General features: G+C 41.1%; 16 protein-coding genes. 7 read left to right on the forward strand and 9 right to left on the reverse strand.

The annotated features are described in order from the left end of the window. From ACN20O_RS16860 to ACN20O_RS16890, 7 genes are all read right to left on the reverse strand, one after another. Complete coding sequence (locus ACN20O_RS16860; RefSeq protein WP_491635335.1) at positions 1-4,899, reverse strand: hypothetical protein; 4,899 nt, start codon at positions 4,897-4,899, stop codon at positions 1-3. A gap of 11 nt (positions 4,900-4,910) precedes the next feature. Next, a complete protein-coding gene (locus ACN20O_RS16865; protein WP_491635337.1) occupies positions 4,911-5,468 on the reverse strand; it encodes a hypothetical protein in 558 nt (185 codons plus the stop codon). Beyond that, the gene (locus ACN20O_RS16870) at positions 5,443-7,128 is read right to left on the reverse strand and encodes a hypothetical protein (RefSeq protein WP_491635339.1); all 1,686 of its coding nucleotides are present in this window, start codon (positions 7,126-7,128) and stop codon (positions 5,443-5,445) included. Before ACN20O_RS16870 ends, ACN20O_RS16865 begins: the two co-directional genes overlap by 26 nt. Continuing rightward, on the reverse strand, positions 7,125-7,841 hold the full coding sequence (locus ACN20O_RS16875) for an OmpA/MotB family protein (RefSeq protein WP_491635341.1): 717 nt from the start codon (positions 7,839-7,841) through the stop codon (positions 7,125-7,127). Before ACN20O_RS16875 ends, ACN20O_RS16870 begins: the two co-directional genes overlap by 4 nt. A 6-nt stretch (positions 7,842-7,847) precedes the next feature. Then, positions 7,848-8,648, reverse strand: a complete 801-nt coding sequence (locus tag ACN20O_RS16880) for a motility protein A (RefSeq protein WP_491635343.1) — start codon at positions 8,646-8,648, stop codon at positions 7,848-7,850. Next, the gene (locus tag ACN20O_RS16885) at positions 8,645-9,262 is read right to left on the reverse strand and encodes a tetratricopeptide repeat protein (RefSeq protein ID WP_491635345.1); all 618 of its coding nucleotides are present in this window, start codon (positions 9,260-9,262) and stop codon (positions 8,645-8,647) included. The genes ACN20O_RS16880 and ACN20O_RS16885 overlap by 4 nt, the downstream gene beginning before the upstream one ends. A 295-nt stretch (positions 9,263-9,557) precedes the next feature. Further along, the gene (locus ACN20O_RS16890) at positions 9,558-10,463 is read right to left on the reverse strand and encodes an IS481 family transposase (protein ID WP_491635347.1); all 906 of its coding nucleotides are present in this window, start codon (positions 10,461-10,463) and stop codon (positions 9,558-9,560) included. A 638-nt stretch (positions 10,464-11,101) separates the two neighbouring features. On the opposite strand from ACN20O_RS16890, the gene ACN20O_RS16895 reads away from it, so the two are divergent. Both ACN20O_RS16895 and ACN20O_RS16900 read left to right on the forward strand, forming a co-directional pair. After that, on the forward strand, positions 11,102-12,271 hold the full coding sequence (locus ACN20O_RS16895; RefSeq protein ID WP_491635348.1) for a hypothetical protein: 1,170 nt from the start codon (positions 11,102-11,104) through the stop codon (positions 12,269-12,271). A 166-nt stretch (positions 12,272-12,437) separates the two neighbouring features. After that, entirely contained in the window at positions 12,438-14,591 is a 2,154-nt protein-coding gene (locus tag ACN20O_RS16900; RefSeq protein WP_491635349.1) for a DUF7844 domain-containing protein, read from the forward strand. 37 nt (positions 14,592-14,628) lie between these two features. Here the strand turns inward: ACN20O_RS16900 and ACN20O_RS16905 are convergent, their stop codons facing one another. Continuing rightward, positions 14,629-14,970 (reverse strand): hypothetical protein, encoded by a 342-nt coding sequence (locus ACN20O_RS16905; protein WP_491635351.1) that lies wholly within the window; start codon positions 14,968-14,970, stop codon positions 14,629-14,631. Positions 14,971-15,180: 210 nt separating this feature from the next. Here ACN20O_RS16905 and ACN20O_RS16910 point away from each other — a divergent pair, with 210 nt between their 5' ends. Genes ACN20O_RS16910 through ACN20O_RS16930 form a run of 5 tightly spaced genes read left to right on the forward strand, consistent with a single transcriptional unit; the run spans position 15,181 to position 21,767 of the window. Then, complete coding sequence (locus ACN20O_RS16910; RefSeq protein ID WP_491635353.1) at positions 15,181-16,011, forward strand: biosynthetic peptidoglycan transglycosylase; 831 nt, start codon at positions 15,181-15,183, stop codon at positions 16,009-16,011. Beyond that, positions 15,923-16,990 carry a lipoate--protein ligase gene (gene lplA / locus ACN20O_RS16915; RefSeq protein ID WP_491635355.1) on the forward strand — a complete coding sequence of 356 codons (1,068 nt, stop codon included), beginning with the start codon at positions 15,923-15,925 and terminating at the stop codon, positions 16,988-16,990. Before ACN20O_RS16910 ends, lplA begins: the two co-directional genes overlap by 89 nt. Before the next feature lie 30 nt (positions 16,991-17,020). Next, positions 17,021-18,715, forward strand: a complete 1,695-nt coding sequence (locus ACN20O_RS16920; RefSeq protein ID WP_491635357.1) for an ABC transporter ATP-binding protein — start codon at positions 17,021-17,023, stop codon at positions 18,713-18,715. Continuing rightward, positions 18,712-20,577, forward strand: coding sequence for an ABC transporter ATP-binding protein (locus ACN20O_RS16925; RefSeq protein WP_491635359.1), 1,866 nt, complete (start codon positions 18,712-18,714; stop codon positions 20,575-20,577). Before ACN20O_RS16920 ends, ACN20O_RS16925 begins: the two co-directional genes overlap by 4 nt. A gap of 41 nt (positions 20,578-20,618) precedes the next feature. Next, on the forward strand, positions 20,619-21,767 hold the full coding sequence (locus ACN20O_RS16930) for a sensor histidine kinase (protein WP_491635361.1): 1,149 nt from the start codon (positions 20,619-20,621) through the stop codon (positions 21,765-21,767). On the opposite strand, the gene ACN20O_RS16935 is transcribed toward ACN20O_RS16930, so the two are convergent. Beyond that, positions 21,757-22,902 carry a DNA cytosine methyltransferase gene (locus tag ACN20O_RS16935; RefSeq protein WP_491635363.1) on the reverse strand — a complete coding sequence of 382 codons (1,146 nt, stop codon included), beginning with the start codon at positions 22,900-22,902 and terminating at the stop codon, positions 21,757-21,759. The genes ACN20O_RS16930 and ACN20O_RS16935 overlap by 11 nt on opposite strands. Between the last annotated feature and the right edge of the window lie 26 nt (positions 22,903-22,928).

Below are 22,928 nucleotides of genomic sequence, written 5' to 3' on the forward strand. Positions count from 1 at the left end.
TTACCACCATCTCTTAATCATACGGATTGAATGAGCATCTCGTTCGGCGACGAATAGGTCGCCGTCCTCATTAAAGGCTAAGCCGGCAGGGCCAGCTAGAGAAATACTGGTTGCGGCCACTCCTTCTTCTTCAACATTGTAAGGCTGAGCTCCGCGTCCAATAAAACTCGAAGGGTTGCGACCAAATCGATAATAGGTTGTCCCTGTAGATTCATCACGGTTGAAACAGACAACGTTATTGTTTGAGTTAGATGAGTTTCCGTTTGAGGTATAGTTAAAGTTACCACCAGAAGAAAAACAAATCATTGAATCAAAAGCTGCTAGGTCTGCACCGTGGCCATCAGTTGCTGTATAAATAGTCTTTATCTCTCCACCGTTAATGGTAATGCCATAGATATTTACTTGAGAAGAGCCTTGGTTTAGGTAGCGAATTCGAGTTGGACCAGTTGACGTTTGGTCGAGAATAAATAAGTTTCCAGTTGTATTGTAAGGTGCTCTCGGATCGACGACAACAGCTGTTGGGAGATTAAAGCGAATCGTACTATTTGTGAAGGCAGTACCTGCACCGTTAGCAGCTCCACTTGTTCCACATAGACCAGCAAGCACTGACATGTTTCCAGTGGAATCGAGCTTGATAATACAGTGAGCACCTGTATTGGCAAAGTAAAGGTTGCTTCCATCAGTTGTTACACCTTGAGGCTGTTGCAACCTTGCTGATGTATGAGTCCCTGTTGTTGCGGTCACGTTCCAAGCACCACAACCTTGTCCCCAGTTTCCAGCAATTGTTTGAACAGCATTGGCATTAGTTAAAACGCCTAAAATATTTTGGTTAGTAGAGTCTGTGTTTAGAGCTCTAAGAACACAGTTGTTATTTTGGTTGTCAGCATAGATGATTTTATTTTGATAATTGACAACTCCTCTAGGCCCTCGAAGTCCAAGAACACTCGGGTCGGCGTTAGTGTTGTTTGCATCTCCGGCACCGTTACCTATAAAAGAGTCGATTCGCCCTGTGATTAAGTTCAATGATCTGATACGATAGTTGTAAAAGTCTGAGATATAAAGTTTATCCGTGTTCTCATTATAATAAAGGTTGAGTGGCAGGTTGAACTGAACATACTCAGATGATGTACCACCATTACCGGCAAAACCGCGCTTACTATCAAATCCAATTTCATCTGCGACAACTCCATCACCAACTCCAAGATTGAGAGTCCTGATTCGGAAGTTTGAGTAATCAGCAAGATACATCTTTGATCCGACAACCATCATCGTTGAAGGGTTATTGGTATAACATGTTGCTGATGAAGCCGAACTACAAGGCATATAGTATCCTGCAGTACCACTTCCCCAGATAGTCCCCATTGAATATGAACCAATAGTTGTTCCACCGAAAGAAAGGTTACCGGTCGTGTTGTTGGCAAGAGTCACCCTGTGTGTGTTGTAATCAGTAACAAAGATACCATTTAATGTAGAACCAGACATGAGCAGCTCTAATCCCATCCATCCGCCATTGTACCTGGCCGCAGAATAGGTTCCTGAAGTGAATGGTGTACATGTATTACCTAGTACACTAACAGTTGATCCAGCAGGAAGAGTGATTGCACCAAAATAGTAATTTGTTCTCGCTACAGCGGTCATGTTGATAGCGCGAACACGGCAATCACCTGTCGTTGTCACGTAAAGAATATCATTTAGAGTATCGTATCTTAAATGGTTCGGGCTGTAGAGCTGTGCTGTACCTGCAACTCCATTTGTACCATCAACTGATGCGTTTCCAGTTGCACCACCAGATGCTCGACCAGAAACGATCGAAGCAGTCCAAGAAGCAAATGAAGCATTTGATGTATCAATAACCTTGATGGTTCCGGCAGCTTGACAAGCTACGTAGAGTTTTTGTTGAGTATTATGATAGTAAAGTCCCCGCGGAGCACCACAGTATGAAGATAGCGCGGCAGTTGCATTGGCATTTCCTGCAGTATTATTACCTCCACCACCGGCCACGATATTAACAACACCATCTTGATCTACCATCAAGACCTGATTTGTTCCTTCATTGGCGATAAAAAGCCTGCGATTGCCACTGTCCCATGCTACACCTCGAGGAGAAGAGAGAGGGTAGTCGTTATAGGAAATACCACTAATCCCAGTGCCGGCCATTCCTATACCTGCAACAATTTGCAATTTTCCGGCACCAACAGATTGGCCAAGTAGGCTGATAGGTGAGGCACTTTTATTATAAAACCATACGGTGTGAGTGTTTGGGTCAGAGAAAAAGTAGCTGGTTGAATCATACGGATAAAGGAACATTGGCTGAATTCTTGTGGCCTCCGGATTTGAAATCGGGTTTATACCACTTCCCATCCCTGGACGACCGATAATCGTGCAGGCCCTTCCTGCACCCATGTTATTGCAGATATCAGAAAAGTAATTAACGTTTACGTTCCAGACATGTGACGAAGGCTCAAGACCATCATTAACGATTAATTCAACAGTATTGTTACCAATGATCGAAGCACTCGGCGAAAGAGTCAGCACCGATGAACCAGAGGCAGGTGTCACTATTGCATTTGGGTTTCCAGATCCTACGACAACATTGTTTAATTTCCATTGAACAGTCATCGTATCGTTGTTGGCGTCAGAATAAGTGGCACTAAAATTTGTGACAGTGTTGATGTTGATTTTAATTGCACTTGAGGTCGGTAACTTGTTGGCAATCACAGGAGGAGCATTTTTAATCAGGTTAAATGAATGAGAAAGTTCCGAATCAGAGTCAGAGACTTTCACTACTAATGTATGTGGTCCGGTAGCGAGTGAAGCCGCTGATATTGTCGTAAAGGCACCAGTCGCTGAGGCAATGATATTGCCATCGAGCTTCCATTCGTAAGCGAGCGGGGCCTTACCAGCAGCTGATACGGTAAATGTCTGAGCACCAGAGCTTAAAATATTGACCGGGTCCGAATTAGGAGAATAGGCATTAATTGAAACAATTGTTGGATTCACTATTGAAACAGTCCATGTTTTAGATGTTGTTTCATAGCCGTCATAAACATCAACTCGAACTGTTTTGATCCCAACTTCAGAACAAGTTGGGCTGTAAGTAGCTCTCACTTCTGATTGGGTTGAAGTACTTACCAGGTTGGCCGGGGCCGTTGCACCATCTAGATACCAGTTGATTGACATGATGTCGTTATCATTATCAGCAAGAGCTGACCTAAAAAGCTGTGATGAACTTCCACAACTTAAAACCACACCGGTTAGCGCGGGAGAAAAAGTTAATGGTGCAGGTGGAAGTGAGGGAGGAGAGTTTTTTCTTACTGTAAAAACATGGTGATCAGAGGACGTTCCGTTAGAGGCAATTACATCTAATTCATAAAGACCTGCAGAGATAGAAGAACCTGCTAGGTTATAAAATGGGCTTGTACCAGATTGCAGAGTCGAAGTGGCCTGTGTACTCAAATTTTTTAGGATAAAACTATAGGTTACATTGCTATCTGAATTTGCTAGGGCCACTGCAAAAGTTTTTGTTTCTGTATTAGTCAAAATAACGGGGTTGGCCGTGGGAAGAAAGCTGGTGATGGCCAATGAAACAGGAGAAACGACGCTTACAGACCAGGTAGTCGTCGTTGATTCATAACCGTCACTGACAGTTGCCTTGATGATTCTTGTCCCGGCAATAGAGCAGTTTGGAGTGAATGTGGCCTGAGCGCGGTTTCCTGAGTTGGCCGGAGCAATATAGGCCGATGGAGCATCGTCTACTGACCAAGTATAAGTCAGGTTGTCGCCGTTAGGATCGACGAAATCAGCATAAAAAACTTGTGGAGTTGTTCCACAATTTAATGTCGTCCCAGAAAATGATGGTGAAAAGGTTGTATATGAAGGAGGAGAGTTTTTACGAATGTTGAATGTTTTTGTGTCACTTGATGAAGCATTTGAAGCGGTCACTTTTAGTGTATGGTTTCCTGGTGTTAAAGTAGAGCCAAGAATGTTTAAATACGTTCGATGATCATTTTGCAGTGAAATGGTATTGTCCAGAATAAAGTTGTAATTGGCCGCTGGATCAGGAGTTGTTAAAGTTACAGCAAAAGTTGTGGAGGTCGAATTAGTGAAAACGACCGGGTTTCCTGTCGGGATGGCATCAGCAATTTGAATGGTAATAGGTGAGGAAACAAATATAGTCCATGTCTGAGTCGTGATTTCTTGCCCGTCATTTAAATCCATGCGAATGAAGTTAACTCCCGGATGACTGCAGTCAGGGTGATAGTTCATCGTGGCCGTATTGTTTGAGGGATCGTTAGTCACTAAGGCCTGAGTATTTCCTAAAATAATTTGAGTGTCATTCAAGTACCATTTAACGTTAATTGAATCACTTGGGTTTGGGTCAGAATAGAGTGCAGAAAGAGTGAGTGTATCAATTCCACAGGCGATTGTGGCACCTGTCAGAATTGGTGTAAATGTATTGACCTGTGCCGGTGAATTAATAGTGAGATTATAGATATGTGAATCGCTCGAAGTAGAATTGTAGGCCTTAACTGTGAGCGTGTGAGTTCCGCCAGTAATAATGGCCGAATCTAAGTTATAAAAAGGGTTAGTTCCATCTTGAAGGATTGTGTTTGAATCAAGAGCAAACTGATATTTTACACTTGAGTCCGTCGCATCTAAAGTCACACCGAAGGTTGTTGACCCTTGACTAGGGAGACTGATTAAGTTTCCGGCCGGAGTTGCAGTGTTGATTTTTACTTTTATCGGCTCAGTTACAGTGACTGGCTTGTCGGCCGGGTCGAGATCTGAAAATTTTCCGTCAGCTCCTCCTCCTTTACATGAAGCGAGAATGACAGTGATGAAAATCGCCTGAATCAGCTTTGCCAAATTTAGTCGTCCTTGATTTTTAAAAAGTTTCATAAAATAATCCATTAAAAATTAAATAAAACTCCAACTAAAGCATTCATTTCCGTAGCAGTCGCACCAGAAGGACCCGAGTAAGAATTCATTCTGATCTCGGTCTTAATGGTGTAATTTTCGTTGATATATTTTTCAACTCCTCCAGATACACCAAATCCGGCAAAGGAGCTCTTGGCAGACTGAAATTGTCGTTGGTTAAATGAAAGACCTACATAAGGTTTGTAGAAGTCTTTTATCTCTATTGTTTTGTTAGGGAGAGAGATTTTCTCATCACCTGAAAAATTCCATGGAAAGTAGTTGACTCCAAGTTTTGGTCCATAAGCATAGTCGCCACCAACAATACTGGTCATTGTGAAGCTATAACCAATCACAAACTCAAAGTGATTTTTAAAAGAAGCTAGGTAAGACACTTCGTAAACTCCCAGTCCAGAGAGGGAGGTTGATTTACCGGCCACATCGGCCTTGAATAAATAAAATCCAAACATGGCATCAAATTTCGCCGCATGAGCGGATGGCATGCAAAATACCGTGAATGCGAGTGCTCTAAGCAGCTTGGTTTTCGTGCTCATTTGCCGTTCCTTCTGTCGTTAATTTTGCCACATTCTTTTGAGCGGCCATCTTTTGAAAGTTTTTTGCTATCTCTTCACGCAAAGAACTTTGCTCTTTCACTAGTGCAGTCCCTTCATCCATTTGCTTTAGATAGTTGGAGAAGATGTACTTTTTCTTTTCATCAAGTTCAGCTGTAACTTTTTTCATATAATCCCTAGGAGCATTGAGCACAGCTAGTGCCCAGTCCTGAATGTCGTATTGAGTGAAAATCTGCTTAAAGTCTTCATCGTTTGCTTTGAAAACAGCATAAAATGGAGGGCGGATCTTAAAAATGTTTGAATTGTCATGAAGAGATTCATAGACCTCTTCTTCATCTCTTAGTGAGGCATTGCGAAGGTAATCAATCAATTCCAAATCTTTTTTATATTCATCGATAGATTTAAAATCGAAGTACGGTTTAATTTGAAGAGCACGTGTCAGGTAACCATCAATTTTTTGATCGTCTTCGATCACGCCGTGGCTTTTTGACTCTAAGACTCTTGCCCATGCTCCAGGGAAAGTTTTCTTTGCACAAGGAACAGCAAAGGTTTTAGGCATATGTGAAAGAATCATGAAAGCTTCATCTTGAGGGATTTGCTTGAGAAAGAGAGAAGCTTCTTCATCAAGTCGCCAGACTTGAACGAGTAATTCTTCCCATTTCTCTGAGCCTGTGATTGTTCTGTTTCGGAGCATTTTTTCAACGGCCATAAAACAATCGATATCTACAGAGGCAGCTTCAATGTATCCTCTAAACCACTTGTCAGAGCGTCCACGGAAAAAAACTTTTTGCTGCTGTTTTCTTGGCATTTCAAAAAGAAAGGCACCTAGAGAACTTAGGGACTTTTGCGAAAGCTCTTCGAGCACTAACATGTCTGAAAGCAGAGGGAAAGCTCCACCGTTAATGACTCCATGGAGTTTTTCTTTCAGCATGTCCGCTGCACGGATACTATCTTTAAAGTTGATGTCTCCATTAACTTTGCTGTTGAATGATCCTGATTTTAAATCAACACTTTTACTTCCTGATGACCTGGCCGGAGCAGCTGCCTGAACCGGCGCACTCGCGTTTGAGTTCTGTCCGGCATTTGCAGATGCTGATGTTTTTGGACCCGACACTTTAAGGGCAACAAAAAGTCCCGCAAAACCAATCAGTACAAGTGCAGATATAAAGTAATAAAGAGTATAATTTTTTTCAGGTGCTGAAACGGCAAATGTCTTCTTTTCAAAAGTGATAGAGTCCCTTACTGGCACAAGCTTTAAATGCTCATAAAGTTTTTCTTTTAAGTCAGCGATTTGTACATCTGAGACATTGGCAGGAACTTCAACCCTAATTGTCGCTCTTTTAATTCTTGATAAAAGAAGAACCATTGGAGTGTCTATCGCATCCCATTCATCATTGACTTCGTCATCGCTGGCGAAATAGGGAAGTTGCTCATTTTTTGAATCCACGCTTCTTCTTAAAGGGTCAATATCAACATTGACATAGACCTGGTCATTAGGGAGTCGCTGTTGAAGAAAGCTGGTTGCTTCTTTACTGAGGAGCATCTCAACTTCAATAACTTTGGGGTGCTTGGTATAAGCGTCCTGGCCAAAGGCAAGAGTGATGTTTAATGCTAAAAGTAATGAACAAATGATTCTTTTCATAATACGCTCTGCTCGTTGTCGTGTTTAATAATCAATACAATCGTTCTTGAAATATTTTTTAATTCGTTTTCACTTAATTTCTCCAGTTTTTCTGGATCAATGAGTGAGCCCAGTTTGTTCATTTCCCCATAACCGGCGATTTCCATGCGGTTGAGTGGGATACCTGCTTTTTGTAGCACTCTCAATGCCGCAAGAGCTCTTAGAGCAGAGAGCTCCATATTATCTTTATAGCGGTGGCGGTTAGTAACAGGACGGTTGTCAGTGAAGGCCTTGATTCCAATCTTATAAAGTCCAGCATAAGGAAGAAATTTTTCAGCAAAAGCTTGCAGGGTTATCGTGCCAGTTTTGTTAGGCTCAGTTTGGGCCGTTTCAAAAAAAGACATGCTTTCAAAAGTGACGAGTAGGCGGTCATCAATTTTAGTAATTTTAGCATTTTTCAGTGCTTCAAATTTCGGTGCTTCTCCGACCTTTTTAGATTTAGTGTCGATTTCTAAAGTCGGTGAGTACTTTTTATTAGCTTTTAAATCAAGAGTTTTAAATTGAGAAATCATGTGATTGTCTAATTTTTCCATTTCTCCTTTTTTAGGATCTACAGAAAAATAGATCACGAAAAAGCTTAGGAGCAAGGTGATCATATCGCCGTAGCTAATCGCCCAAAGTTCATCATTGTGCTCTTCGTGGTTTTCTGAATGTAGCTTTTCACTTAATTTCATACAATCCTATGCGGCCATGCTTTCTTCTGGTTCTTCTTCCGTCGAAAGACCAGACATAAAGTTGATTTTACCGTTTACATCTCCAAGGTAAGAGTTCAAGGTCTCCTGGCACTCTAGTAGGTTGTATCCTTCCTTCAACATCAGGATTGTCTTGATCGCAGCTTCAACCAGTTCCTCATCAGATTTTAGTTTCTCTGTCATCGTTTCAGACATTGGGTTTAAGACGAGGTTGGCAATGAGAATTCCATAAAGAGTGGCCACGAGTGCAACGGCCATTAGGAGTCCAGTATCTTTTGGGTTCAGACCACCTGAGATCCCTTTCATTAAGTGGATGAGTCCAAGAACTGTTCCGCCTAATCCGAAGGCCGGAGGGTATTTTGCAGTTCTTTTAATCCATGAAGAAATAAGAGTGATAGATTTTTTGTGGTTCAAATAACGATCGCTAAGGATGTCTTCAATTTTTTCCTTAGTAAAACCAAGCTCAATCATCTCCATGCCGTCGACTAGGACCTTATCTTCGATGCGAGCGAGATTGGCGCCTTCAAGCTTTTTGTCAGTAATAACTTGGAAGCATCTTTTGATAAATTTGAATTTATCTGTTTTTCCAGAGAATAAGTAAAACCCCAGATTGCGAAATAAAAACTTGCCCTGGAGTTTTGGTCTGGTCATCAACATTACAGAGATTGTTCCGCCTGTAACTACAGCAAAAGCAACAAAATCCCAAAAGTCACGAGGTCCTTGCTCTAAATGTACCGAAGCGGCAACCAAAGCTGAAACGGCAATAAAAAATCCTAGGATAAAGTTCATTGTACTTCTCCTGCGCTGTCATTCTTTGTGATGAGTTCAAGTTTTTCTACAATTGTTCTTCTTTCTGCATTTTGTGGATTAAGGCTCAGCGCTTTTTTGTAGTATTTAAGTGCTTTTGAGAATTTCTTCTGAAGATAGTTGAGATTTCCTAAGTAGTCATACCCAACACTGATTGAAGGATACTGGTCCACAAAGTTTGTCATGACAGCTTCAGCTTCTGCATATTGTTTTGCTTGAATCATACCGTTTGCACGAGCAATGGAGCTGGCGATTTTTTCCTGAGTCGCTGTTTGATCAATTGAGGTCGCTGGCAGATCTTCGTTTAATAGCTGAACACTCACGCTTGTTTCACCGCCCATCGGTGATCTCGTGAGTAACATCTCTTGCGATTTGTATTTTTCTTTTGCAATTTGAATTTGCGAGTAACGTCCATTGCGATAAATATCAGATTCATTAGCAACGTAAGGTGTTTTTCCTATTGGAGTTGCGATTCCATTAGCATCAACGAGACTTACCATTGCATCGGGAGGAGTTGATTGAAAGCGTACGACAGAGGGGCCAGCACAGCTGGTGAGGGCCAAAATAAGGCATAGTTGAGCGAATTTGTTCAGCATTAATAACCTCTTCCTTGAAAGTTATAAACTTAATATTCATGACTTTTATCGGAATCTTTATGAGAAGTATAAATTTTTTAAGGATTAATAAATTCAGGCTAAGGATTCATTAGATTGTGAATAATGATTTATTGAAAATAAAAATGCTCTATCTGCCTGAAACACTTCATGAATCATCCAGCACTAAGGAATGCGAATTAAAAATCATTTGGTGTACGTAACTTGGAACTTACTGCCGGTTTGATAAGGTAAACTCTGAAGTGTTCCATTAACCACTTTGCCTGACGATCGTTGATCATTTTAATTTATTTCTTAAAATTTCGTAAGGGGTCTTACCACCATGTGATCCATGAGGTCTATGGTGGTTATAAAAATTTTCCCAAATCGCTAATTTTTTCCTCAAGTCTTGATCACCTTTATAATTGAGGAGCTGATAAAACTCTTGTTTGTCAGTGGAGTGAGACCTCTCAACTTTACCATTTAAGTGAGGTGAAGCTTTTTTAATGTACACATGTTCAATACCAATATCTTGGCAAAACCAATGAAATTGAGATTGAAATTCAGAACCATTATCAGTTCTAATTTGTTTTATTCGAAAGGGAAATTTTTCCGAAATATATTTTACAAACTTTATAGCATTTTGTTGTGTATGACGATCATACATTTGTAAGCCACGCACTCTGGTTGCATCATCAATAGCTGTATATTGATATCTTTTTATTTTTTTGCCTTTTTCTCGGAAGATACAGATCTTAACGTCAACCTGAACCTGATGGCCTGGAATTTCTTGGCTATAAAGCTTAAATTTAGGCCCAGGAGATCTTCTAGAAATATTTTTAGGTAATAGTCTTAGATTATTCCTAACGAGGATTTTACGAACTCCTGCTTGGGATAATTTGATTTCAAAATATCTTTCTAAATACCAAGAAATTCTTTGAGGCCCAAGATGATGCTCTTTCCTGATCTTGATAACCATGTCTTCAATGTGTTTTGGAGTTCTTAGTTTAGGATTCTGAGGACAAGGTTTAGAATTGATGAGAGCTACTTCACCATCGTTTTCAAGTTGCTTTTTCCAACGATAAAAAGTGTCTCTTGAAATACCATAATAACCACATAGACGAGTAATGTTGAAATCAAAACGTTGAAGATCGGTTAAGATTTTCTTCTTTCTTTTGATGTCCCGTAAAGCTTCCTTGTTCATTTCTAACCTCAATAAGTTGATACAATCGATCACTTATCGTCAGGCAAGGTAGAAACTTTCATAGAATGGTCAGGGACAAGTTTATCAGATGGAGAAGCTACTATTTTTTATTATAATTTAAGTACTTTAAATTTTTTAAATAATAGAAAATCTTTATTTGCATACATTTCACCAAACCTGCCAGAAGATATATGTTTTTACTTAAAAAATGATTCTCCTTTCTTGGTAACGATCTCTCATGAAAAGGATCTTTATCTGATAACTGAAAAACCTATGTATCAATCAGTAATTGATTTGTTGAAGGGAAAGGGAATAGAACCTATCTAAAAAATCGTTTGTAAGATTTTTGAGGGAAGGCCAATGTACAAAGCAGAAGTACAGATAGATCAGATGGATCTTTGTCGGTCGCCATCTAAAATTTCCCATTTTTTTTAAAGAGCACCAATCATACTGGATCGATATGCTTTTAGGTTTAATGATCTGGATTTGGCTGATCGCAATGCTTCCTTATTAACTTATTCTCATATTCCTCCAAGCGCCGCGTCTTCAATAAAACGTGACCAAGGTCATAGTCTTCCCACTGATAATGTGAGCTAATTTAAAACTAAGGTCCACTATACTTACATAAGGAATGACTCATGAAAGGCACTTTAATTTTAGCATTATTCATTTTAAACACTTCGTTTACGTGGGCTTCCGCCGAGCTTTCAAAAGAAGATGAAACCAAAGTCCAGGCCAAGGCCGTCATGGGAGGAGTCTATGAGACTTTTATCAAAGTCATCCCTTACGTCTATTCGGATGAAGAATCGCTTCTTGTTTTAAAAAAAGACCCGGCAAAAAAAGAGGAACTATTAAAAAACCTGGATGATCTCTCAACCTTTTTTAAAAGTGCCCGCCATGTGGAGTATTTTCAAAGGCCCGGGTTTCGCCCAAGCCTGGAAACCATGAATGATCACCTTGCCGACACCATCAATTCAGTTAACAGCAACAATTTTATTTTCGCTCAAAAGCGCTTGTCGGCCTTAACCTCCCTGTGCATCTCATGCCACTCGCAACTCTCTCCAAAAGGGCAGGAGAATGCTTTTAGCGCCCTTATTAATAAGGCCAAGAGAGAAGATTTCAAAAGTGACCATGACTATGGAAACTATCTTTACTTGATTAGAAATTTCAATGAATCAGAAAAGTTCCTGGATTTGGCCATTGAGAGGGCGCTAAAAGAGTCAAGAAGTCATGAGCTCTACTCATCGCTAAGAAGAATGATTTCAATCTATACGAAAATCTCCTTTGATTACGATAAAGCTAAATCTTTTACCGGAAAATATAAGGGCAATGAGCAGATGCCAAAGCTGGCAAAAGAGATGGTGACTTCATGGGATTTAGGGCTAGAGGAGTGGAAGACATTTAAGCCTGGTAAAGTCGATAATATTGATAAATTTATTAAGACACACCTTTCGCCATTAGAAGAGGTCAAAGAGCTTGCCGGTGAAGGGAAAAATGACATTACCTTGCTTGTTGCTTCAGGTGTTCTTTCAAAATATTTGAATGATCACCCGAAAACTAAAAACACTCCTGAGATCCTTTACTGGATTTCCGTAGCGGAAAGAAGATTAAGCAGCACTTACTTCTTTACTATCAGCGACCTTTACTTAAAAGATTGTGTGAAACTCTACTCAAAATCTCCTTATGCAAGAAAGTGCTATAATCTCTACGAGAATAACGTTGAAAATGCCTTTATGGGCTCGGGAGGGATGGATGTCCCTTCGTCTGAAAGGCATGAGTTGGCAAAGCTAAGAGACCTTTTAAAATAATACTTCTCCAAAAAAGGCCTCATTCACACTGAGGCCTTTTTTGTCGATTCCTTGGCCTATGTCAAAACTTTAGACACTCCTTCACGGCTAATTCCCCGATATTAAACCCTGTAAACTGGCATCCATCCTGCACCTTCACCCAGTGATCATATTCATTGGAGTTTTCATGAAAAAGACGCTTTTTGGCCTTCTTTTCCTTAACTTAGCCCTTGGTTCAAGTGCTTTTGCATATGACTTAAGCCTTAAGTATGCGGCAGACACAAAGGCCCAGGATAAAAAAGTCTTAGAAGAGACGATGGAAGAAGTCGCAGCATACCTGCCTCCAAAGATGAAAGAGTTGATGCCTAAAGACATCGAAATCAAAGTGGCGGCACTGTCTAATCACAAATTCATTCCAGATGAAGTGTGTTCGACAAGCGCTCATGCCGCTGAAGTTAAAAAGGAAGACAAGAAAAAGGAAAAACCTTTTATCTATGGCCAATACGACAACTATAAAAACGTCCTGACAATCAATGCACCGGTTTTACTGGAGTTGCAAAAAGGTCGCGACAATTCAAAGCGCATCAACTGCCAGCACAAGTCATTATATGACCAGGCGGTGGCCACACTTATTCATGAATTCACGCACGCGTACGATTTCAATAATGGACGCATTTCAAACTCAATGGAATACATCCGTCGTGCAGGTTTTAAAAAGGGCCTTCTCAAGATCAAGAATAAAAACGTAGAAGCGATGAGATCGGCCGATGCCTACGAACTCGTAAACATTGCTGAATCCTTTGCGGTTAACATGGAATACTTCACAATGGACCCGGAGTTCATGTGTAGAAAACCATCTATGTTTGAATATTTCAAAAAACAATTTGGAATTGATCCATACCCAAATAGAAACTGTAACATCAATAAGACGGTGATGATGACGACAATGAACGGATTCATCCCGACAGCTCTTGATGCCAGCCGAGTTTACCGCATTGATTACCTTCTTGCCTCGGCAGGGAAGGGGCTTCAGAGTGGATTTGGTCACTCAATGTTTAGAATTGTTGTGTGTGCTCCTGAGCGTTTTGACCCGATCACTAACCGTGTGGTTCCGGCCACTCCGTTTGGTAAAAGATGTTTAGACGATAAACTTTTTCACATTGTTGTGAGTTATAGAGCAAACGTTGAAGATGCGACCCTGAACTACCTCAAAGGTCTGACAGGTGGATACCCTTCAATGCTTTTCATCCTGAATTTCGGAGACGTTCTTGATGAGTATAACCGCGATGAGCTTCGCGATGTGATTTCATACCCACTTAACTTGACGGCAAAAGAGCGCGAAGAATTCGTTAACCGAGTAAGAGAAGAACACTGGAACTACAGAGGGTCGTATAAATTTATCAACGCTAACTGTGCTACTGAAAGCTATGACCTTCTAAAGTCAGCTCTTGATCGCTCACAACTAGACTCTAAGTCTTCAATCAGCCCGAACGGGGTTTTAGAAGACCTTGACCAATTGAACTTCACATCTATGAAGAGCAATGAAGTTGAAACTTATAAAGCAAAAACAGAACAGATTATTTTAGCTTACAATAAAGCCTACGGTTTTAAATTAAAGAGCAGTGAAAAATCAAACAAGTCAGCTGTTCAGAAGTTTATGGATGAAAGTACGGCAGACGAAAGAATGGCCGCTTTCTTGAAATTTAAGAAAACAAAACTTCCAACATCAGACTTGAATGCTGAAGTGACTTTATTAAAAGAAAGACTAGTTCAAGCTTCATCTTTCTCGGTTATGGAGCAACAAATTCTAAGAACACTGGCGCTTAAGTACAGAAAACAAGCGGCCGATATGTTCATGGATACAAAAGATGAAAAAATTAAGGAAATGGTAAAAGAAACAGGAGCGGCCTTTGCTCAGACATTCTCAGATCTTTCAAAAGAAGGTTATGGGATTCCGTTTGATACAGAGATGGTGACAAGAGAAGACCTGGCAGGAAAAGCGGAAGCTTCAACTGAGGCCCTGGCAAAAGCTGAAGCGGTTCTAAGAGATATCATGCCAAACGAGTTTGCGACATTGGAAAAGATCAATGCCAACGTAAAGACTTATAACACTGAATCTCTAGTGGTAAGAAAAGAGTTCAGAACAAAGCTGGATCAATATGTAAACCAAGTTCTAAAAAACCTGGCACGCAATGACTTTACGAGAGAGACAATGGTTAAGGCAGCAGAAGGTGATAAAGAGAGCTTAACAAAAGTCAGGGAGCTGATTGGAAAAGACCTAGTGACTGATAAAGAAATTCTCGATGTGAAACTAAGAAAACTAATTCAAGAACTAGTATAAAAATAGGGCCGGTAAAACCGGCCCTTTTTATTTTCTTCTATTTTGTAAGGATCAATTGGCTTGCTTCAATTAAAAGATCTACTGACTCATCAACTGAAAGTGTTTCATCCAAAGATTTAAGTGCTTCGATTTTGTTTTCCAGGTACACGCTGATTGAACCTGTCTGACTGTACTCTTGAACTTCCATCAAGATTTTTTGTGCTTCTCTTTTTTGTGACTCAGAAGTTGAAATTGAAGCAGCTTCAGATGTTGCTACTGTGACTGCAGTTGATAAAATAATCTCTGCAGCCGTAATGGCCGTCACTTGAGAAGTAGCATCAAAGGCAAAAGAAGCCTGAGACATTGCAGCGATTGATAAAGCGACCATAAATTTTTTCATAAGATACCCCTCAAAATGACATTTTCGTGAAGCTTATTTAACACATGAGGTGCCCAATACGGCATGGCCCTTGTAAAAATTATCTAAACGCCAAAAAAAACGAAAAACCAGCTCATCATTTTGCCTCTTTTCTGGTATTTAAGGGCCATGGAAGAAAAGACAAAACCCGCACCTCCGCGCTGGGCGAAGATATTTAATATTATAGGAAAAGTGTTTATTGCACTTTGGGTCCTGGCCATTATCTATGTGGGCCATCTCGTTTCTCCGTTTGTGGGTGCCATGTATTCCATTACTAAAATCCCAAACACGTATTTCGAAATCAAAGTCGATAAAGAAAATCACCGTGCGATTTATAAACAAGTGACCACCATGCCAGGGGACTGGGTGCCGCTTGATAAAATTTCTAAACGCCTGCGTGGAGCGATTATTTCAAGCGAAGATGGGAAGTTTTACACTCATCCGGGTTATGACATTGAAGAGCTTCAAGATGCTATCAATGATGGTGTGGTGAAAAAAAAGAAAAAAGTCCGAGGTGCTTCAACTATTACTCAGCAATTAATTAAAAACCTTTATTTCCAAAGTGACCGCAGTGTCTGGAGAAAGGTGAAAGAGATGGCCCTTACTCTGTGGATTGAAGACCATGTGGAAAAAGACAAAATCCTTGAGACTTACCTCAATGTGATTGAGTATGGTGAAGATCTCTATGGGATTAAAGACGCAGCGAAATTTTATTTTAATAAAGAACCAGCTAAGCTTACGGCCAGAGAGAGCGCATTTTTAGCAATGCTGTTACCAAGCCCGAAGCGCTACGCTCAATCGTTTAGAAAAAAACAACTGACTTCATTTGCAAACAGGATTATCCAATCTGTGCTTTTTAAAATGTTACAAGGTGGATATATCGGAATTGAAGAGTATTACGACAATTTAGACAGTCGTTTTACGTGGGAGAAACATGCACAACCAGAACCAAACGAACCAATCGTCATCGATCCAAACCAACTCGAGCCCGAAGCTTCGAGTGATGATCTCGGAAACCTTTGATCCGTGGTTTAACCTGGCAACGGAAGACTGGATCTTCCGCGATATGGACCCGGAAACGAAGGTGCTTTTCCTTTGGAGAAACGATAAGACTGTTGTTATCGGGCGTTTTCAAAACCCGTGGACAGAATGTAATACACAAAAAATGGAAGAGAATGGTATTAAACTCGCTCGCCGCCAAAGCGGTGGTGGCGCCGTCTTCCATGACTTGGGAAATACCAACTTCACCTTTTTATCGAGCAAAGCGACTTTTGATAAGGCCGCAAATAATAAAATTATCACGCGTGCTCTAGCCGCTTTTGGTTTAGAGGCCTTTCCTTCAGGACGAAACGACATTCTGGTCAACACTGCTGATGGAGAAAAGAAAATTTCCGGAAGTGCGTTTAAAGAAACAAAAGACCGCTCATTTCACCATGGAACGCTGCTTATCAATGCCGATATGACTCAGCTTGGGTTGTACTTAAATCCAAATGTTAAAAAACTTCAGTCAAAAGGAATCACATCAGTGCGTGCACGTGTGGTGAATTTACAGGAGTTAAGCGCAGATGTGACTCACGATGCTCTTTGTAAAAAAATTATTGAAGAGTTTTTTGAACACTACCAAACGACGGCACCGATTGAAATCCTGGACCACGAATACCTAAAAAATATCCCGGCCCTAAACGAACATTTTCAGAAGATGAGTGACTGGAACTGGCGTTTCGGGGAAGCTCCACAATTTAACCATCAAATGTCTGAGCGTTTTGATTGGGGATTGGTGGATGTTCACCTTGACGTGCACAAAGCGATAGTTGAAAAGGCGCAGATTTTTTCGGATTCACTTCACCCAGAAATGATCGAACAACTTATGGCCTCTTTAACGAAGATTCCTTATACTAAGGAAGCTTTTCAGACAGCGATTAGAAAAGTGGCTGCAGATCTTCCGATGATTGCGGATTACCTGCAGGAATTTGAAAGCTGGATTGCAAAAGAGATTAGCTAAAACCAAAAACATTTTTCGATTTACTTTTTTATGAGAAACACGAAGTTTCACGATCACGCTTATTTTATCTGGAAGTCTTTTTTAAAAGACCGCTGGCCGACGTATGCGCTCGGGGCCCTTTCTGTTTTACTCACAAACCTTATGCAGATCCTGGCACCGAAGAACATCGGCTGGATCGTCGATTTCTTTGCTAAAAAACCTATCCCTCATTACTTAACAGGAAAAACAGATGAGGAGACATTTCTTATTCTTTTTATCGTCCTGGCCGTCTCACGAGTTTTAATCAATATCTTTCGCTTTATGTGGAGGATTACGCTAGGGAGACAGACTCACTACGCGGCCGCTGATCTTCGCCGTGATGTATGGGAGCACGTTCGTTACTTTAAGAAAGAAGACTTAGATAGAAAGTTCACTAAAGGTGTACTGATGAGTGCTTCGGCCTCTGATAGCTTGAGTGCTCGCTTTATTTTTGGTTTTACTTTAGTCGCTGTCTTTGACGTGGCCTTCTTAGGTGCTTTTACTTTTATTACTATGGCCTTCATCCATGTGCCGATGGCCCTGCTGTCTTTTTTAGTTCTGCTTTTTGTTCCGATTTTTGTTCGCAAACTCTCTAAGAGAGAAGTTGAACAGTACCGCCAGGTGCAAGATACGCTTTCGCACTTTAACGACCTGTCTTCTCAGGCCGTCTCAACGATTAAGCTTCAGCGCCTCACTCAGACGGGCCCATTTTGGGAGAGACGTTTAATGGGAGTCGCGGAAGAGCACCGTGAAAAAAGATTAAAAGGAATCTGGCTTTCTCTTCTCTATATTCCGGTGATGGGAGCAGCGACGATTATTTCTTACGTTGTTCTTTTTGCGATGGGGATTTATTTTACTTTCAATGGAAAAATGACTGTCGGGGAGTTTATCTCGATGCAGGGATTAATTTTTCTTCTGCATGATCCATTGATGTCGCTTGGATTTATTATTTCTGAATGGAAAAAAGGCTTTACGGCGCTTGAGCGTCTGGCCGAAATCTACCAGCATGAAAAAGAGCAGTTCTTATTGATGATTGGCTCGCCCATTGATGAGACTAAGTCTGAACACGTTTTAGATGTTGAGAATTTAAGTTATGCCTTTAGAGATTCTGCGCCACTGTTTCAAAACCTGAGCTTCAAATTAAAAAAAGGGGACAGACTGGGAATCACGGGGCCTATTGGGTCAGGAAAGACAACACTCCTTTCAGTCCTAACCGGGCTTGACCGCCAAAATGGTGGAGAGGTTCGTTTATTTGGAAAGCCATTTTCGGATTATGGGCATCACGATCTAAGAAACTACATTGGTTACGTTCATCAAAAACCATTTCTTTTTGCTGACTCGATTAAAGTTAACGTGGCAATGGATAGAAATATCAGCGACGAAGACATCTGGAGATACCTGGATCTTGCAGGCCTTAAAGATGACGTAGAAGCTTTCCCTCATAAACTAGAGACTCAGTTAGGGGAGTGGGGAATTAACCTTTCAGGTGGGCAAAAGCAGCGCCTAACGCTTGCTCGTGCACTGGCCAGAGACCCGAAAGTTCTTTTCCTGGATGACTGCTTGAGTGCGGTGGACACCATCACAGAAGAGCGCATCTTAAAAAACTTAGATACGCATTTAAAAGATGTCACTCTCATTTGGGTGGCCCATAGAAAGTCGACACTGAAATACTGCAATCACACTTTTGAATTAAAGGCGCACCATTGAAAGCACGATTTAAAACCTTATTCAGAAGAAAAAATTCTAACCGCATCTTGCCGGATCAACTGGCGCTGCATCAGCACACTTACTTAATGGCCGATGACCAGGATGAAAGTCAGGTTGGTGAAAAAGGGATGGGTGACAAAAAGTCTTTTCTGGTTCTTCTTCATTATGCAAAACCTTATAAATGGCAAATCATGTTTGCCTTGTCTCTTATTTTCTCGAGTTCTTTTCTGGCGATTTACTCATCAAAGCTGATGGGGGATTTACTGGAAGAGGGTCTGATGAAAAGAGACATGCATATGTCTATCCTCTATGCCGTGAGCATCCTGCTTTTAGAAATTGGAAGCATTTTCTTTATTTGGGTGGGAAGACAAAAACTTGCCGTTGCTGCTTCAAAAGTTATTTTCTCAGTAAGAAAAAATCTTTTTGCTAAACTTCAACAACTTCCTCTGCAGTACTATGACCGCCAGCCTCAAGGACGCATTGTGACTCGTATCACTCACGATGTTGAAGGGATCGAAGAATTTTTCACTTCCGGTCTTGGAAACTTAATTTCTGCTTCAATGATGACGATTCTCGCTGTCGCCGCGATGATTGTTTCTAATCCAAAGTTAGGATTAGTCATGACGTTGTCGATTACTCCGTCGATTATCCTGATTATTAAAACCAAAGACTTCTTAAAAAACTCTAACCGCAGAGTTTCTAAATTCTCTTCGGCCATCAACGCTAAACTTTCAGAGTATTTAAATGGCGTGGAGACGATTAGAAATTACGGCCTGGAAAAATGGTCGATGGAAAAATACGCTCACACGGTTGATGATTATCTTTATGCTCAATTAAGAGGGAACACTCTTTTTGCCTGGAGTATGCCTCTGGTTTCTTTCTGTGCAACGATTCCACTCATTGGACTTGTTTGGTACGGAGGCCATGGAGTTTTAACCGGTGTTTATTCTGTAGGTCTTTTTGTGGCCTTCGTTCGTTATTATGAGAGATTCTTTAACCCGATGATGCTTTTATCGCGCGAAATCCACGTGGTTCAGCAAGCTTTCACAAGTACAGAAAGGGTTATGAGTTTTCTTAACGAAAAAGATGAAGACGAAGTGTTAAAAAATAACGGCAAGATGATCACTAACTCACTTCACGGTGACATCAAGTTTGAAAACGTCTTTATGAAATACCTTGAAGGTGGATGGGTTCTAAAAGATCTGAACTTCCATATTCAAGCGGGAGAAAAAATCGGACTGGTAGGAAAGACGGGGTGTGGAAAGAGCTCTACGGTGGCCCTTCTGTCGCGTTTATATGAATACCAGGAAGGGGAAGTCTTAATTGATGATATCCCCATTAGAAATTACGACCGCCACGCTCTAAGAGATAAAATTGGTTTTGTCTCTCAAGATGCGATTATTTTTAAAGGATCATTAAGAGAAAATCTCTCATGCGATGAAACACAGACAGACCAATACTTGATTGAGGCCTCACAGACCACAGGGCTGGTGCGTGCACTCTCAAAAGAAGGGTTTAATCTTGATATGGAAGTTTTAGAAGGTGGGACAAACCTTTCTGTCGGACAAAGACAGTTGGTGAGTTTAACCCGCGTTCTTTTAAAAAACCCATCTATTCTGGTTTTAGATGAGGCCACGGCCAACATCGATCCTCACTATGAAGAAATCATTCACGAAGCCGTCATGAAAATGATGAAGGGAAGAACGTGTCTGATGATTGCTCACCGCCTGGAAACACTTAAGCAGTGTGACCGTATCTTAGTCTTTAATCAGGGGCAATTAGTGGAAGAGGGACCTTTATCCGAGCTTCTCACTCAAGGGAATTACTTCTATCGCCTGCACAATGCTCAGTCGGTTCATTAATCACCTCTTTTAAAATTCGAAACGTTTGTTAAACTAAATTCATGAAGTTTAATAACCCCGAAATCAAACGTCTTGTTGAACAAAACTTATCGCCTGCTGATCTGGCGCGTGCCATGGATGAACTCCTGAGTCGCGAAAGAGAAAGTGTGGCCCACATGAAAAGTGAGTATGAAAGACTTAAGGTTATTATCGACTTAATTCCCAATACGATTTCATGGGTCAATAGCGACATGACTTATTTTGGTGTCAACCGCGCCCTCGCTGATACATGTAATGTAACTCCGGATGATTTTGTAGGAAAGACGATTGGTTTTCACACCAAAGAGCGCTTCTTCTATGAATTTGTCACCGAGCTTTTCCGCTCAAAAAGCGATACGATTTACCGCGAACTCGAGGCCCGTATTTCAGGTGTGGATCACACTTACCTGGTGACGGGAACAAAGCTTGAAGACAAAGAAAAAGCTGTTGTGATCGGTGTTAATATCACTGAGCTTACGAAACTAAAAGACCACGTCTCTTTCACCCAGAAGCTTGCTAATTTAGGGGAGATGTTTGCGGGAATCATCCACGACATCAATAACCCGCTGATGATGATTGAGGCCAACATTAAGCGCGCTAAGAAGAAAATCAATGACGATGAAGTCAATGAACTTTTAACGAAAGTGGAAATGAGTTCACAAAAAATCTCTAAGATTGTCAAAGGGATTAAAGTTTACATCCGCCAGGATGGGACAGCTGAGCCACATGTAAAAGAGAACTTAGGAAAGATTGTCGATGATGCTTTAGTGATTTGTGAAAACAAACTCAAAGAGAATATGGTCGCAGTGACTTTTGATCCAAAGATCAATCAAATGGAAGTCTCTTGTCATTTCACTCAAATCTTCCAGGTGTTTGTTAACCTGATCTCCAACGCGTTAGATGCCATTTCCCACCTTCAGGAAAAATCTATTGAAATTACCGCCAGGGATCTTGGAGAGCGCATTCAGGTGCGTTTTATGGATTCTGGTAACGGGATTCCCAAAGAGATTCAGGAAAAAATGTTCAATGCCTTTTTCACCACGAAAGATCGCGGAGTAGGCTCTGGATTAGGGTTGTCGTTGTGCCGAAAAATTCTTGAGGCCCACGGCGGAAGTCTCACTATCGACGATAGTGCTCCTCATACAACATTTGTCGTTGAACTTATGAAATAGTGGCTTCTTTATAGAGGAAAGCTTTTTTTCTCACGTTTAGAACTAAGTCTTTAGCTTCAACAGATTTTTTAGCAGTCTTCTTTTTTGCCGCTGATTTTTCAGCATGCATAGAAAGAATCGCTGAGCCGATTGCTTTTCCTAATAATGGCGGAACCGCATTTCCAATTTGTCTCCACTGAGCAGACAGCGGGCCATGGAAAGTGAAGTCGTTGGGAAAACTCTGAAGGCTAGCTGCTTCTCTTTGAGTCAGGTAGCGGTTTTCAGTCGGGTGAAAGTAATTATGTCTATGAGTCATGATGGTTGGGCTTGGTTTTTTTCTATCCAGACGCTGATACTTTGTTTGTCTGAATCTATTTTCACGAAGCTCTTTCCAGTTCACACCCAATTTTAATTTCTTCTTTTTGAAATACGCTTTTTCATCAGCTTCATAGCGAACGCCCTTTCCTTCTGGAACGCAGGCAATGCGCTCAAGATCGATGGCAGACTTTATTTTTGCCGCTTCGATATCATGGTTAAGGTATTTGCCATTTGGCGCTTTAAGATTCTTGAAGGCCTCTCCAACAGTCATCACTTTGTTTGTCATCTGTGGGAACGTAATGTGCTGGTGAACGCGCGAACCGATGATGATTGTGCGTCTTCTTCTTTCTGGCACACCGTAGTTTTCAGCTGACATCACTTGCACGTCAAGTGTGTATCCCATTTTGTTGAAGATGCTGAAGATTGATTGAATTGTTTTTTCGTTTTTCTTTGCCAGAAGACCCGTTACGTTTTCAATGACCACGTAAAGTGGGTTAGTGACCTTCACCACACGGATGAATTCCTTAAAAAGCATATTTCTTTGATCGTTCGGGTTTCCCAGACCGACTGTTGAGAAGCCTTGGCAAGGAGGACCACCGACTACTGCGTGGATTTCTTGACCCTTCGTTAGTTCTCTGATTTTGGCCGCTGAAAGATCGACGATTGACCCGCAATGAGCGTTGGCATAATGGTGATTGGCCTTGAAGGTTTCAATCGCATTTTTGTCCATGTCCACACCTAAAACGCATTTCATCCCTGCTAATTCAAGCCCGCAAGAAAGCCCGCCGGCGCCAGAGAATAGGTCGATGAAATTCAAAGTAGGTGTTGTTTTTGTCATAGTATGACAATTATCTCGATTCCTGA

The sequence above is a fragment of the Bacteriovorax sp. As-1 genome, assembly GCF_058446905.1.

Bases quoted from the DNA above. Each gene is read 5' to 3' on its own strand.
- ACN20O_RS16860 (WP_491635335.1), bottom strand. From the start codon at position 4,899: ATGAAACTTTTTAAAAATCAAGGACGACTAAATTTGGCAAAGCTGATT.
- ACN20O_RS16865 (WP_491635337.1), bottom strand. From the start codon at position 5,468: ATGAGCACGAAAACCAAGCTGCTTAGAGCACTCGCATTCACGGTATTT.
- ACN20O_RS16870 (WP_491635339.1), bottom strand. From the start codon at position 7,128: ATGAAAAGAATCATTTGTTCATTACTTTTAGCATTAAACATCACTCTT.
- ACN20O_RS16875 (WP_491635341.1), bottom strand. From the start codon at position 7,841: ATGAAATTAAGTGAAAAGCTACATTCAGAAAACCACGAAGAGCACAAT.
- ACN20O_RS16880 (WP_491635343.1), bottom strand. From the start codon at position 8,648: ATGAACTTTATCCTAGGATTTTTTATTGCCGTTTCAGCTTTGGTTGCC.
- ACN20O_RS16885 (WP_491635345.1), bottom strand. From the start codon at position 9,262: ATGCTGAACAAATTCGCTCAACTATGCCTTATTTTGGCCCTCACCAGC.
- ACN20O_RS16890 (WP_491635347.1), bottom strand. From the start codon at position 10,463: ATGAACAAGGAAGCTTTACGGGACATCAAAAGAAAGAAGAAAATCTTA.
- ACN20O_RS16895 (WP_491635348.1), top strand. From the start codon at position 11,102: ATGAAAGGCACTTTAATTTTAGCATTATTCATTTTAAACACTTCGTTT.
- ACN20O_RS16900 (WP_491635349.1), top strand. From the start codon at position 12,438: ATGAAAAAGACGCTTTTTGGCCTTCTTTTCCTTAACTTAGCCCTTGGT.
- ACN20O_RS16905 (WP_491635351.1), bottom strand. From the start codon at position 14,970: ATGAAAAAATTTATGGTCGCTTTATCAATCGCTGCAATGTCTCAGGCT.
- lplA (WP_491635355.1), top strand. From the start codon at position 15,923: ATGCACAACCAGAACCAAACGAACCAATCGTCATCGATCCAAACCAAC.
- ACN20O_RS16920 (WP_491635357.1), top strand. From the start codon at position 17,021: ATGAGAAACACGAAGTTTCACGATCACGCTTATTTTATCTGGAAGTCT.
- ACN20O_RS16930 (WP_491635361.1), top strand. From the start codon at position 20,619: ATGAAGTTTAATAACCCCGAAATCAAACGTCTTGTTGAACAAAACTTA.
- ACN20O_RS16935 (WP_491635363.1), bottom strand. From the start codon at position 22,902: ATGACAAAAACAACACCTACTTTGAATTTCATCGACCTATTCTCTGGC.